Consider the following 13,943-nt stretch of genomic DNA (forward strand, 5'->3'; position numbering starts at 1 on the left):
GAGGATTTGCGATGGCAGCGGGGCTCGCACTGGCGAGTCTCGGTGGTGCCGCCGGGCATGCGGCCCAGCCTGCGAGCACGCCAGCAGCGACGCCTGCACCGCAAGCCGCTGCCGCTCCGGGGGGTGTGTCGAACACTGCGCCGACGACCGCCGCCGCGACGCCCACCGCCAACCCGTCCAGCCCCGAGCTCGCGATGGACGGTGCGCCCGCGATGACGGTCAAGCCGATGATCGGCCAGCCGACCGATGGCCTGTTCGGGCTCCAGCCCCAGGTCACCAAGAACGGCCAGTTCGCGCACTGGATGCACAATTCGATCCTGGTGCCGACGATCACGATCATCTCGCTGTTCGTCCTCGCGCTGCTGTTCTGGGTCTCGTTCCGCTACCGCAAGGCGCGCAACCCGGTCGCGTCGAAGACCAGCCACAACACCTTCATCGAGATCATCTGGACGCTCGCGCCGGTCGTGATCCTCGTGCTGATCGCGGTCCCCTCGATCGGTCTGCTGCAAGCCCAGTTCAAGCCGGCGCCCTCCGGCGCGGTGACGCTGAAGGCGATCGGCAACCAATGGTATTGGACCTACCAGTATCCGGACAATGGCGGCTTCGAGATCACCGCCAACATGCTGAAGGAAAAGGCTGACGTCGCCGCCGGCGAGCGTGGCCGCACCGATGCCGACGGCCCCAAGCTGCTCGCCACCGACAACCGCATCGTCCTCCCCGTTGGCGTGCCGATCCGCCTGATCACGACCTCGAACGACGTGATCCACAGCTGGGCGGTCCCGGCGTTCTGGATCAAGCTCGACGCGATCCCCGGCCGCCTGAACGAGACCAGCTTCACGATCGACAAGCCCGGCCTGTATTTCGGCCAATGCTCGGAGCTCTGCGGCGCGCGCCACGGCTATATGCCGATCGCAGTCGAGGCGGTTCCGCCCGCCGAATACGCGGCTTGGGTCAAGGCCAAGGGCGGCACGATGCCGACCCCGGGCAAGGCGTCCGACAAGGTCATCCCGCAGCCCGGCGCCGACGGCTCCGCGGCGAAGGTCGAAGAGGCGGCGGAAACCGCCAACGCCACCGGCCCGGTCGAGAACGTGACCACTACAGCCCCCGCGACCACGCAGGGCGCGACCTCAAACCCGGCCGGCGCCGGCAACGCGGGACAGTAAGATGACCGACACCGCTCTCACCCCGTCGGCCTTCGTGTCCCACGAAGCGCACGACCATCACCACGATACCGATCACAAGCCGGGCTTCTTCGCGCGTTGGTTCATGTCGACCAACCACAAGGACATCGGCACGCTGTACCTGATCTTCGCGATCGTCGCGGGGATCATCGGCGGCTCGGTCTCGGGCCTCATGCGCGCCGAGCTCGCGCATCCCGGCATCCAGTATCTGCAGGGCTGGGCGAGCATGCTCCACGGCGGTCCCGCCAGCCTCGACGAATCGCTCCATCTCTGGAACGTGCTGATCACCGCGCACGGCCTGATCATGGTGTTCTTCATGGTCATGCCGGCGATGGTCGGTGGCTTCGGCAACTGGTTCGTGCCGATCATGATCGGCGCGCCGGACATGGCGTTCCCGCGCATGAACAACGTGTCGTTCTGGCTGCTGATCCCTGCCTTCACGCTGCTGCTGGCGTCGCCGTTCTTCGGTGGTGCGGGTAACGGCTGGACGCTCTACGCGCCGCTCTCGACGTACGGCGAGCCCGGGCCGTCGACCGACATGGCGATCCTCGCGCTCCATCTCGCGGGCGCATCGTCGATCCTCGGCGCGATCAACTTCATCACCACGATCTTCAACATGCGCGCGCCCGGCATGACGCTGCACAAGATGCCGCTGTTCGTGTGGTCGATGCTCGTCACCGCGTTCCTGCTGCTGCTCGCACTGCCGGTGCTCGCCGCGGCGATCACGATGCTGCTGACCGATCGCAACTTCGGCACGACCTTCTTCGATCCGGCCGGCGGCGGCGATCCCGTCTTGTACCAGCATCTGTTCTGGTTCTTCGGCCATCCCGAAGTCTACATCATGATCCTGCCGGGCTTCGGCATCGTCAGCCAGATCATCTCGACGTTCAGCCGCAAGCCGGTCTTCGGTTATCTCGGCATGGCGTATGCGATGGTCGCGATCGGCGTGGTCGGATTCGTCGTGTGGGCGCACCACATGTTCACCACCGGCCTGAGCGTGAACACCAAGATGTACTTCACCGCGGCGACGATGGTCATCGCGGTGCCGACCGGCATCAAGATCTTCTCGTGGATCGCCACGATGTGGGGCGGCTCGCTGACCTTCAAGACGCCGATGGTCTGGTCGATCGGCTTCATCTTCATGTTCACCGTCGGCGGCGTGACCGGCGTGGTGCTCGCCAACGGCGGCATCGACGATTACATGCAAGACACCTATTACGTGGTGGCGCATTTCCACTATGTGCTGTCGCTGGGTGCGGTCTTCTCGCTGTTCGCCGGGTTCTATTACTGGTTCCCGAAAATGTCGGGCAAGATGTACAACGAGTTCCTCGGCCAGCTGCACTTTTGGGTGTTCTTCGTCGGCGTGAACGTAATGTTCTTCCCGATGCACTTCCTGGGCTTGCAGGGCATGCCGCGCCGCATCCCGGACTACACGCCGCAGTACGAGCATTGGAACACGGTGGCCTCGGTCGGCTACATGATCATGGCCGCGGGCATGGTGGTGTTCTTCGTCAACCTGATCTGGTCGCTGGTCGCGGGCAAGCCAGCGGGCGACAACCCTTGGGGCGACGGCGCGACGACGCTGGAGTGGACGATCTCCTCGCCGCCGCCATACCACCAGTTCGAGACGCTGCCGCGGATCGATTAGGATGCGAGGCCGCGTAGCGCCAGCTACGCGGCGGTGTGGCCGAGCCGCACGCATCCGACCGGCCGGCGCAGCAACGCCGCGTCCGACGACACGGGATTTAGTCCCGTGTCGGGGCGAGCCAAAAAGGAAGACGCCTCAGGGAAATCCGGGGCGTTTTCATTAAATGGCCGTCCCCAGTCCCACGATGTTTCCGCTGAAAGGCGGGGACCCACCTTAAGCTCCCGCCTCGGCAGGGAGAACGAAGGAAGCGAGCGCCCGCGGACGTCATCCCCCGCATACGTCCTCCCAGCGGGGTTGGGATTGCACCCTGTGCCTCCATTCGCGGGTCATCAGCGAGACCCCAGCTTTCGCTCGGATGACAAGATAGGATTGGCCAAATCCCAACCCGAGCACCTCTCATTCATCATTCCACAGGACAATCGCGTTAACCCCGCGTCATGCCGAGCGCGCCACCCCCAGTCCGCCCCGACGCGCCAACCGGCATCCCTCATTCGACCTTTGCCCTGCTATCTTCCTTTGCGGCGTTTGCGTTCACGATCATCGTCCCCACCATGCTGCGCGACGGCGACACCGGATGGCATCTCGTCGCCGGCGCCTGGATCGTCGCGCATGCGGCTGTGCCGACCACCGATCCGTTCTCGTTCAGCGTCGTCGGCCGTCCCTGGGTCGCACACGAATGGCTATCCGAAGTAGCGATGTACGCGAGTTACCGCGCGGGCGGTTGGAGCGGCGTGATCGTCCTGGTCGGCGTGGCAATGGCAGCGCTGTTCGCGCTGGTAGCGGCTGAACTCCGCCGCTGGATGAGCGCGCGGGCAAGCATCATCGCGCTGCTGCTGCTCGCCACCGGGCTACTTCCGTCGCTGATCGCAAGGCCGCACATGCTGGTGCTGCCCATCCTTGCCGGCTGGACGATCGCGCTGTTGCGCGCGCGCGAACACGACCGAGTTCCACCATTACCGATGGCGGCGGCGATGCTGATCTGGGCGAATGCGCATGGCAGCTACGTCTTCGGACTGGCGCTGGTCGGCGTATTCGCGCTCGAGGCGTTGCTGGCCGCCAAGCCCTCCGACCGCCGCACTGTGATCCAGCGCTGGGGCCTCTTCGGAATTAGCGCGACGATCGCTGCAGCCGTCACGCCGTGGGGCGTGCACGGCCTGACGTTTCCATTTTATCTGAACGACCTGAAAGCGCTCGGTCAGATCAACGAATGGCAGCCGTCCGACTTCAGAACCTTTTCCGGCTTCGAGGCGATCTTGCTCGCTAGCCTCGCGTTCCTGCTGGCGCGGCCGATCCGTATCCCACCGATCCGCGTGCTGCTGCTGCTCGGCATGCTCCACATGACGCTGCAGCACACCCGCCACGAGATCATCCTCGTGACCGTCGGCATACTCGTGCTGGCCAAGCCGCTCGGCCGCGCGCGGCGCTACCGCGATACCAGCTTTTCGAACCCCCTTCCCCATGGCTCAGAGCGACTGATCGTAGCCTTTCTGGTATCCGCTCTTGCAATCAGTCTCACAGCCTACCGCGTCGCAGTGCCGGTCGTCCGCACGGAAACCAGAGGCATTCCCGTCCGCGCGCTCACGCATCTTCCGCCTGCGCTACGCCACCAGCGCGTCTTCAACGAATACGGCTTCGGCGGATCGCTGATCCTAGCGGGCATCCGTCCGTATATCGATGGACGGACCGACATGTACGGCGACGCCTTCACGCTCGACTATTTTGCGATCGCCCGCGGCGACGCGGATCGCTGGCATGCGGCGAATGCGAAGTGGCATTTCGGCTGGACCATCCTGCCGCCGCGCTCGCCACTGGTCCGCTTGCTCGACCATGACCCCGCTTGGCGGCGGATCTACGCGGACGATACCGCGGTCATTCACCAAGCCGTACCCACGCACCGGGCAAACCGCTGAGCCATCACGAAGGCTTTCCGACCTCCGCCGCAACGCGTATAGCGTACCCGAACCATGACTCCCGCCACCCCCCTCCTGCCACCGGCGCATTGGCGCGATTTCCTTGCGCTGACCAAGCCGCGCGTGATGACGCTCGTCGTCTTCACCGGACTCTGCGGGATGCTCGCGGCCCCGGTCGGCGTGCATCCGGTGATCGGCTTCACCGCGATCCTCTGCATCGCGCTCGGTGCAGGTGCGGCGGGTGCGCTCAACCAATGGTACGAGTCGGACATCGACGCCGTCATGCGCAGGACGCAGAAGCGTCCACTGCCCGACGGCCGCATGGACCGTCAGGCCGCACTGCATTTCGGCGTCGGGCTCGGCGCGTTCTCGGTGCTGTTCATGGGGTTCGCGGTCAACGTCGTCGCAGCCGCGATCCTGACCGTCTCGATCCTGTTCTACGTGCTGGTCTACACTGTCTGGCTGAAGCGCCGGACGCCGCAGAACATCGTCATAGGCGGTGCCGCGGGCGCGTTCCCGCCACTGATCGGCTGGGCCGCGGCGACCGGCGATATCGCGCTGCTCCCCGTCCTGCTGTTCCTGTTCGTGTTCCTCTGGACGCCGCCGCATTTCTGGGCGCTCGCGCTGTTCATGAAGAGCGATTACGCCGCCGCAGGGGTGCCGATGCTTCCCGTCGTGTCAGGCGAGCGGACGACGCGGACGCAGATCGGGCTCTACACGATCCCGATGGCGGCGGTCGCGATCCTGCCCTGGCCGCTTGGGCTCACCGGTCCGATCTACGGCATCGCGGCCGTCCTGCTGACCGGCTGGTTCGCACTGCTCGCCGTCCGCGTCGCGAAGCGCACCACGCATGCCGACGATGCGATGAAACCGGAGAAGGCCTTGTTCAAATACTCGATCCTGTATCTGTTCGTTATGTTCGGCGCGCTGGTCGTCGATCGGTGGTTCGCATGAGCATCCCCGATCCCATCCGCGAGGAAGATCTCATCCGCAGCCGCCAGCGCGGTCGCGCGCGCGTGATGGCCATCCTGCTCGGCGCGTTCGTCATCCTCGTCTTCGCGATCTCGATCGCCAAGATCCGGGCGGGGATGCCGCACTGATGGCCGGCTGGAAGGCCATGTCGCGCACCAACCGTACGGCGGCGCTAGCGGTTCTCTTCATCTGTTTCATGACCGGGCTCGCCTGGGCCAGCGTGCCGCTCTACCGCCTGTTCTGTGCCGCGACCGGTCTCAACGGCACCACCAACCGCGGGCTGGCCGCCCCCGGCGCTGTCGACCACAAGATCCGGATCGACTTCGACACCAACGTCAGCCCCAAGCTGCCGTGGAAGTTCACGCCCGAGAATCGTTCGGACACGGTCGATATTGGCGCGCGCGACATGGCGTTCTTCACCGCCACCAACACGTCGAACAAGCCGCTGACCGGCACCGCGACGTTCAACGTCCAGCCCGCGCAGGCCGGCAAGTATTTCACCAAGATCCAGTGCTTCTGCTTCACGCAGCAGACGCTGAAACCCGGCGAGACCGCGCGGATGCCGGTAATCTTCTTCGTCGATCCGAAGATCCTGACGGACCCCGACGCGGCCGATATCCAGACGATCACGCTCAGCTATACGTTTTACCCGGTGGATTCTGCGAAAACAGCCAGCTAGAACGACGCCAAAGAAAATAGGGGAGTACCGATGGCCGGCGCCAAGAACCATGATTACCACATCCTGCCGCCGAGCATCTGGCCGCTGGTCGGGTCGTTTTCGGCGCTGATCATGGCGGTCGGCGGCATCATGTGGATGCACGGCGGCCATATCGACAAGCCCAATGGCGGCGGCTGGGTGTTCTTCATCGGGCTCGCGGGCGTGCTCTTCACGATGTACTCCTGGTGGACGCAGGTCGTGCATGAGGCCCGCGCGGGCGATCATACCCCCGTCGTCCAGCTCCATTTCCGCTACGGCATGATCCTGTTCATCGCATCCGAAGTGATGTTCTTCGTCGGCTGGTTCTGGGCGTTCTTCGACTTCTCGCTGTTCCCGACCGCGATGACCTTCGCCGACGGCACGGTCACGCGTGCCGTCGAAGGCGGTGCGGCGATCGTCGCGCAGTGGCCGCCCAAGGGCCTGACGGTCATCAACCCGTTCGAACTGCCGCTGCTCAACACGCTGATCCTGCTCACCTCCGGCACCACCGTGACCTGGGCGCACCATGCACTGATCCACAACCAGCGCGGCGGCGAGAAGACGGGGGCTTGGGGCCTGATCGGCGTCGGCAACCGCGATGGCGTGCTCAAGGGCCTTTGGCTCACCGTGATCCTCGGCGCGCTGTTCAGCTCGATCCAGGCTTACGAATACGTCCACGCGCCGTTCCCGTTCAAGGGCATCAACTACGGCGCGGCGTTCTTCATGGCGACCGGCTTCCACGGTTTCCACGTGCTGATCGGCACGATCTTCCTGATCGTCTGCCTGGTCCGCGCCTACCGCGGCGACTTCACCCCGCGCCAGCATTTCGGCTTCGAGGCGGCGGCGTGGTACTGGCACTTCGTCGACGTCGTGTGGCTGTTCCTGTTCGTCACCGTCTACGTATGGGGCGGCTGGGGCGCCCCCGTCCACGGCGGTTGAGCCTCTACCAGCCCATCCACTGCGACCACCCCGATAGCTACCACCCCGGCGAAGGCCGGGGCCCAAGTGGGAAGGATGCAGTAACGAAGCGCTGTCCGCAGTTAGCGGGGTCCCCCGATTGGGCCCCGGCCTTCGCCGGGGTGGTGGCGGTTTTGGATGCGGCACGGATGCGAACCAACCGGCGCCCTCTTACCTTGTTCTCCCGCGAAGGCGGGAGCCCAGTCTGGATCCCCGCCTTCGCGGGGATACAAGGTATGGAGGAACTGACGGCGTGACCGAAGACCCATACCCGCTCGCCAAAGCCCCCACGATCGCCCAGGTCGCGCTGAAAGGCCTGTGCCCCCGCTGCGGCAAGCCCACGCTCTTCGCGAAATGGTCCAACTTCGCCGACAGTTGCCCGAACTGCGGGCTCGACTTCAGCAAGTTCAACGTCGGCGACGGCCCCGCCGCATTCCTGACCCTGATCCTCGGCGCGCTAGTCGTCGCGCTCGCGATCACGCTCGAACTCAAGGTGCACCCGCCGCTCTGGCTGCACATGCTGATCTGGATCCCCTTCACTGCCGGCGGAGTCGTCCTCTCGCTCCGAGCAGCCAAAGGCGCGCTCATGTCCGCCGAATACCGCAACGCAGCCCGCGAAGGCCGAATCGACCCGTGACCCGCACCGCACGACGCATACCCGTCATCCCGACCATCCTCGTCACGCTCGCGATCGCAGCGATGATCGGCCTCGGTCTGTGGCAACTCCTCGACCGCCTCCCGAAGAAGGAAGCGTTCCTCGCGCAGCTTGCCGCCAACCCCGCCAAGCCGCCAATGGCTTTCCCGCGCTTCCCCGACGAGACGCTGCTGTTCCGCCGCGCCTCTAGCCTCTGCCTCCAGCCGACCGAGATCAAGCTCGCCGGCGCCGGCAAATCCGGCTTCCGCGCGATCGCCCAGTGCCGCATCGGCGCGGAAGGCCCCGGCATGATCGTCCAGCTCGGCACCACGCGCGATCCGATGGCCAAGATCGCGTGGACCGGTGGCGAAGTCTCTGGCTACATCAGCCACGCGCCCGACGGCCGTTCGCTGATCGGATCGCTGTTCGATCACACCCCGCAGCGCCTGATGCTGGTCGCGGACACCCCGCAGGCCGGCCTTAGCCCCAACGGCAAGCCCGACATCGCGTCGGTGCCGAACAACCACCTCGCCTATGCCGGCCAATGGTTCTTCTTCGCCGCTATCGCCGCGATCATCTACACGCTCGCGCTGCGCCGCCGGCCTCGCTAGCCGTTCTCCTGCGAACGCAGGAGCCCAGGGTACCGCGCGCATTCCTTCGTAACCCTGGATTCCTGCGTTCGCAGGAAAACGGACAACGCCCGCAGCTTGTCGCCTACCCGCCCATTCGCTAACCGCTTGGCCATGCGTTACATCAGCACCCGCGGCTCGGCGCCCATCCTAGATTTCGAAGCGGCGACGCTCGCCGGCCTCGCCTCCGATGGCGGCCTCTACCTCCCCGACGCGTGGCCGACGCTGACCCGCGACGAGATCGCCGCACTCGCCGGGCTATCGTATGTCGACACCGCCGTCGCGGTGATGGCCCCGTTCGTCGGCGACGCGATGACGCGCGAGGAACTGAAGGCACTCTGCGAACAGGCCTATGGTCGCTTCTCGCACGCCGCCGTGACCCCGCTGGTGCAACTCGACCACGACCAATGGCTGCTCGAACTCTTCCACGGCCCGACGCTCGCATTCAAGGACGTCGCGCTCCAGCTGCTCGGGCTGTTCTTCGAACGCTTCCTCGCCGGCACGGACAAGCACCTGACGATCGTCGGCGCGACCAGCGGCGACACCGGCTCGGCGGCGATCGACGCGGTCGCGGGGCGCGAGGGGATCGACATCTTCATGCTCCACCCGGTCGGCCGCATCTCCGACGTGCAGCGCCGCCAGATGACCACGGTGCTCAGCCCCAACGTCTACAACATCGCCATCGAAGGCAGCTTCGACGATGCGCAGGCGCTCGTGAAGGCGATGTTCAACGACCGCGCCTTCTCGACCAAGTTCGCGCTGTCGGCGGTCAATTCAATCAACTGGGCCCGCCTGATGGCGCAGGTGGTGTATTTCTTCTACGCCGCCGTCCGCCTCGGCGCGCCCGATCGCGAGGTCGCGTTCGCAGTCCCCACCGGCAATTTCGGCGACGTCTTCGCCGGTTATGTCGCGGCAAAGATGGGCCTGCCGGTGGCCAAGCTGGTGGTCGCGACCAACGTCAACGACATCCTCCACCGCGCGCTCAGCACCGGCGATTATTCGAAGGGGGGCGTCCAGCAGACCCCAACGCCGTCGATGGACATCCAGGTCAGCTCGAACTTCGAACGCCTGTTGTTCGACCTCGGCGATCGTGATGGCGCCGCGCTCGCTGCACAGATGGCCGGCTTCGAATCCTCGGGTGCGATGCGCCTCACCAACGCGCAGTCGCAGGGCGCCTCCGCGCTGTTCCAGAGCGAGCGCATCGATCTCGACGACATGACGCTGGCGATGCGCTGGGCGCACGAGCACGCAGGGCAGGTGATCGACCCGCACACCGCGATCGGCCTCGCCGCAGCCCTGCGCACCGAAGTCCCCGCCGGCGTGCCGATCGTGACGCTCGCCACCGCGCACCCCGCCAAGTTCGGCGATGCGGTCGAGCGCGCCACCGGCGTCCGTCCCTCGCTGCCCACCCGCGTTGGCGACCTGTTCGACCGCGAGGAGCGCTACGCCACGCTGCCTGCGACCTTCGAGGCGATCACCGCCTACATCACCGAGCGCGCGAAGCCGTCGGCATGAAACTCGAAACCCTCATCGGCGAGCCCTGGGCGGATTACGGCCTGATCGACTCCGGCCACGGCAAGAAGCTCGAACGCTACGGCCGCTTCCGCTTCATCCGCCCCGAACCACAGGCGATGTGGGCGCCCGCCTCGCCCGACTGGCAGGCGCAGGGCGAATTCGTCCCCGGCTCCGACGAGGACGGCGGCGGCCGCTGGGAATTCGCTGAACCCGTTCCCCGCGAAGGCTGGACGCTCAAGTGGAACGAGGTGTCCTACACCGCGCAGACCACCCCGTTCCGCCACCTCGGCTTCTTTCCCGACATGGCGCCGGTGTGGAGCTGGATGCGCGAGCGCGTCGCGGGGCTCGACTCGCCCGAGTGCATGAACCTGTTCGGCTACACAGGCGTCGGCACGCTGGCGATGGCGACCAAGGGCGTCCGCATGGTGCATGTGGATGCGTCGAAGAAGTCGGTCGAGGCGGCCAAGGCGAACGCGAAGCTGTCCGGCATGGCCGACGCGCCGATCCGCTGGATGACCGACGACGCGGCGAAGTTCGTCGCGCGCGAAGTACGGCGAGGGCGGCGGTATGATGGGATCCTGCTCGATCCGCCGAAATATGGGCGTGGGCCGGAGGGTGAAGTGTGGCGGCTCGAAGAAGACCTGCCGAAGCTGATCGCCGACTGCCGGAAGCTGCTCGACGAGAACTCCCGTTTCCTGTTCCTGACGGTCTACGCGGTCCGGATGTCCGCTCTGGCGATCGGCGAACTGCTGAACCAAGTGTTCGCAGACCTCCCCGGCAAGGTCGAAGTCGGCGAACTCGGCGTCCGCGAAGAAGCGCGCGGGCTGACGCTCCCCACCGCAATCTGGGCCCGCTGGAGCCGCTGAACTCGCCCTCTCGCCACCACCCCGGCGAAGGCCGGGGCCCAATTGGGAAGGTTGGCATAACGAAGGGACGGTCCTCCGTTGGCTACGTACCCCAATTGGACCCCGGCCTCCGCCGGGGTGGTGGTTGGTTCAGGGAGCGGTACAAACACGGCAACTCCCATCTCATTCGTGCCGAGTAGAGACCGAGTAGCCCGCTTGGGCGTATCGAGGGCTCGTATCGAGGTACAGGTTCCGAACGCCAACCTGTCCTTCGATACGCCGTCTCGATACGCTCCTTACGGAGCTACTCGACAGCTACTCGGGACAAACGGAAAGTGGGTTTACCCCGGAATCTGCTGCGAGATGCAGTGGAAGCTCCCGCCCCCGGTCAGGATATGGTCCGCGCGCTGTCCCACGACCTCGCGGTCCGGGAACAACGCCTGGATCGCGACAACCGCCGCCGCATCGTTCTCGGCTCCGTACAACGGTACCACCACCGCGGCATTGCCGATATAGAAGTTCATGTAGCTCGCCGGCACGACCTCCTCGTCGCGCAGCACACGGCCCGGCGACGGGATCGTCACGACCTCCAGCCCGGCCGCCTCGGCATCCCGCGCCGCGTTCTGGTACACCTGCCAGTTCGGATCGTTGTCGGTCGCCTTCGGGATCGCCACGCGCCCCTCGCCGACGAACCGCGCGAGGTTGTCGACATGGCCGTCGGTATGATCGTTGACCAGCCCGTCCCCCAGCCACACCACGCGCGTATAGCCCAGATCGGACGCCAGCCGCGCCTCGATCTCCGCCTTGCTCAGCGACGGATTGCGGTTGCGGTTGAGCAGGCACTGCTGCGTCGTCACCACCGTCCCGGTACCATCGCCATCGATCGCGCCGCCCTCGAGCACCCAGTCGCACGCCTCGACTCGCGTGTTCCGGCTCTCCGCCAGCCGCTGCCCGATCGTGTCGTCACCGGGCAGGTCATACTTCCCGCCCCAGCCGTTGAACCGAAAGTCCCGCGCGCTGCCGTCGCCGACGATGATCGGCGCGGTATCACGCAGCCAGATATCGCCGAACGGCTCGACCACCACGTCCGCGAACGGGGCAAGCTTCTTGGCGGTGGTCGCCGACCCGACATCGGCGGCGACCAGGATCACGGTCTCGCCCTTGCCGCCAGCATGTACCGCTTTGGCAAACGCGACGACCTCGTCCCGCGCGGGCTCGAGATCCTCAAGCCACAGGTCCGCATGGCTCGGAAAGCCGATCCAGACGGCCTTGTGGTGCGCCCATTCGGCGGGTGTCGAGACGGTCGTGGTCACTTACTTGGCTCCTGCGCGATCGCGGTCACGGATGCCGCGGAATTCGGCGGTCTTATACCAGTTCGGCCACAGACTGGTATCGTCCGCGAGCTTCCGCCCAAGCCCGTAATAGATCGTCAAATCCTCGACCGTACCCGACCAGTCCCACTTCGCGTCATATTCGTCGGCCGGCTTGTGATAGCGGTGCGCGACATAATCCTCGCGCGCCGCGTGCCCCGCTGCCGTACCACCGACAACGAGGTCTTCGCCGCTCCCGCCATCGAGCATCGGCACGCCAAGCTTGGCAAAACTGAAATGGTCGGACCGATAATAACTGCCACGCTCCGGGTTCGCCTCGGTGCCGATCACGCGGCCCTCGGCGGCAACGAACGGCTTCACCAAATCCTCGATCTCCGATTTACCCGCGCCGACCAGCACGAAATCCTTCGCGCGCCCAACGATGTTCAATCCGTCCATGTTCACGCCGCCGACGGTATGCGCCAGCGGATACACCGGGTGCTCGGCATAGTAGCGCGATCCGAGCAGCCCCGATTCCTCTGCCGTCACGGCCAGGAACGCGATCGAACGCTTGGCCGGCCCCGCCTTCGCCTGAGTCTCCGCCAAGGCAATCAGCCCGGCCACGCCACTCGCGTTGTCCAGAGCACCATTGCAGATATCGTCGCCGTCTACCGCGTCGCAGCGCCCGAGATGATCCCAATGGGCGGAGTACATCACGTAATCATTCGGGGCGGCAGTACCGGGCAACACGCCGATGACGTTCTTCGACGCCTGCCGCTTGATCGTGTTGTCGAACCCACCGCCGAACTTCAGCCCGAGCGGCACCGCCTTGAACCCCTTCACCTTGGCCGCCGCCGCCAGCGTCGCGTAATCCTTGCCCGCGCTCGCGAACACGCGCTCCGCCGCGGGCTTCTGCATCCAGCCGACGATCTGCGACTGGTCGAGATGATCGCCCTTCTCGTCCAGCTCGAGCTGCGGCCCGGTCCACGACGACTGCACCACCGCCCAAGGGTACGCCGCCGGCTCGGTATCATGGACGATGATCGCCGCCGCCGCGCCGTGCTTCGCCGCATTCTCGAACTTGTACGGCCAGCGCCCGTACCACGTCATCGCACGGCCCTCGAACGGCCCCTCGCGCGACATCGTCTGCCAGTCGGCGTCGTTGATGAGGATGACCACGGTCTTCCCCTTCACGTCGGTGCCGGCATAATCGTCCCAGCCCTTCTCGGGCGCGGTGATGCCGTAGCCGACGAACACCACGTCGCTATTCGCCACCGCGGACTTGGGCGCCACGCGGTACGTCCCCGCAACCATGTCGGTGCGATAGGCAAGACTGACGGGCGCCTTGCCGCCGGTGAAGGTGAACGGCGCGACGTTGCCGGCGGTGACCTCCACCATCGGCACGTCCTGCGTCCACGACCCCTTGTTGCCGGGCTTCAGCCCCGCCGCCTTCATCCGCTCGACGATATACGCGACCGTCTTCGCTTCCGCAGGCGTGGTCGGCGCACGGCCCTCATACGCGTCGGACGACAGCACCTGCGTGACGGTCTTCAACGTCTCGACCGAGATCGCAGGGGTGGTCTGCGCGGACGCGGCGGTCCCGAGCAGCAGCAAAGGCAAAATGGCAGCGCGCATCTACATATCC

The 13,943-nt window shown here is 65.8% G+C and carries 13 protein-coding genes; 11 read left to right on the forward strand and 2 right to left on the reverse strand.

Going from position 1 to position 13,943, the window contains the following annotated elements; all coding sequences use genetic code 11:
* The first annotated feature begins 11 nt into the window (after positions 1-11).
* The 11 genes from coxB to J4O76_RS16410 all read left to right on the forward strand — a co-directional run bounded on the left by coxB (position 12) and on the right by J4O76_RS16410 (position 11,009).
* The gene (gene coxB, locus J4O76_RS16360; protein ID WP_426282940.1) at positions 12-1,163 is read left to right on the forward strand and encodes a cytochrome c oxidase subunit II; all 1,152 of its coding nucleotides are present in this window, start codon (positions 12-14) and stop codon (positions 1,161-1,163) included.
* Between the two features lies 1 nt (position 1,164).
* Entirely contained in the window at positions 1,165-2,829 is a 1,665-nt protein-coding gene (gene ctaD, locus J4O76_RS16365; RefSeq protein ID WP_426282941.1) for a cytochrome c oxidase subunit I, read from the forward strand.
* A gap of 437 nt (positions 2,830-3,266) precedes the next feature.
* Positions 3,267-4,739: a hypothetical protein gene (locus tag J4O76_RS16370; protein WP_426282942.1), complete on the forward strand. Its 1,473-nt coding sequence runs from the start codon at positions 3,267-3,269 to the stop codon at positions 4,737-4,739.
* A gap of 54 nt (positions 4,740-4,793) precedes the next feature.
* Positions 4,794-5,693 carry a heme o synthase gene (locus tag J4O76_RS16375; RefSeq protein WP_426282943.1) on the forward strand — a complete coding sequence of 300 codons (900 nt, stop codon included), beginning with the start codon at positions 4,794-4,796 and terminating at the stop codon, positions 5,691-5,693.
* The gene (locus J4O76_RS16380; RefSeq protein ID WP_175518304.1) at positions 5,690-5,839 is read left to right on the forward strand and encodes a hypothetical protein; all 150 of its coding nucleotides are present in this window, start codon (positions 5,690-5,692) and stop codon (positions 5,837-5,839) included. The genes J4O76_RS16375 and J4O76_RS16380 overlap by 4 nt, the downstream gene beginning before the upstream one ends.
* A complete protein-coding gene (locus J4O76_RS16385; protein ID WP_426282944.1) occupies positions 5,839-6,390 on the forward strand; it encodes a cytochrome c oxidase assembly protein in 552 nt (183 codons plus the stop codon). The genes J4O76_RS16380 and J4O76_RS16385 overlap by 1 nt, the downstream gene beginning before the upstream one ends.
* Before the next feature lie 30 nt (positions 6,391-6,420).
* The gene (locus J4O76_RS16390; protein ID WP_426282945.1) at positions 6,421-7,347 is read left to right on the forward strand and encodes a cytochrome c oxidase subunit 3; all 927 of its coding nucleotides are present in this window, start codon (positions 6,421-6,423) and stop codon (positions 7,345-7,347) included.
* Between the two features lie 271 nt (positions 7,348-7,618).
* Positions 7,619-8,002, forward strand: a complete 384-nt coding sequence (locus J4O76_RS16395) for a DUF983 domain-containing protein (protein ID WP_426282946.1) — start codon at positions 7,619-7,621, stop codon at positions 8,000-8,002.
* On the forward strand, positions 7,999-8,610 hold the full coding sequence (locus J4O76_RS16400; RefSeq protein ID WP_426282947.1) for an SURF1 family cytochrome oxidase biogenesis protein: 612 nt from the start codon (positions 7,999-8,001) through the stop codon (positions 8,608-8,610). The genes J4O76_RS16395 and J4O76_RS16400 overlap by 4 nt, the downstream gene beginning before the upstream one ends.
* 132 nt (positions 8,611-8,742) lie before the next feature.
* Positions 8,743-10,143, forward strand: coding sequence for a threonine synthase (gene thrC / locus J4O76_RS16405; protein WP_426282948.1), 1,401 nt, complete (start codon positions 8,743-8,745; stop codon positions 10,141-10,143).
* Complete coding sequence (locus J4O76_RS16410) at positions 10,140-11,009, forward strand: class I SAM-dependent methyltransferase (protein WP_426282949.1); 870 nt, start codon at positions 10,140-10,142, stop codon at positions 11,007-11,009. The genes thrC and J4O76_RS16410 overlap by 4 nt, the downstream gene beginning before the upstream one ends.
* Before the next feature lie 320 nt (positions 11,010-11,329).
* Here J4O76_RS16410 and J4O76_RS16415 read toward each other — a convergent pair whose 3' ends face one another.
* Both J4O76_RS16415 and J4O76_RS16420 read right to left on the reverse strand, forming a co-directional pair.
* Positions 11,330-12,301 (reverse strand): agmatine deiminase family protein, encoded by a 972-nt coding sequence (locus J4O76_RS16415; RefSeq protein WP_426282950.1) that lies wholly within the window; start codon positions 12,299-12,301, stop codon positions 11,330-11,332.
* The gene (locus J4O76_RS16420) at positions 12,302-13,933 is read right to left on the reverse strand and encodes a M28 family peptidase (RefSeq protein ID WP_426282951.1); all 1,632 of its coding nucleotides are present in this window, start codon (positions 13,931-13,933) and stop codon (positions 12,302-12,304) included.
* Between the last annotated feature and the right edge of the window lie 10 nt (positions 13,934-13,943).

The sequence above is a fragment of the Sphingomonas sp. NFX23 genome, assembly GCF_049887795.1.
In the GTDB taxonomy this organism is placed as follows: domain Bacteria; phylum Pseudomonadota; class Alphaproteobacteria; order Sphingomonadales; family Sphingomonadaceae; genus Sphingomonas.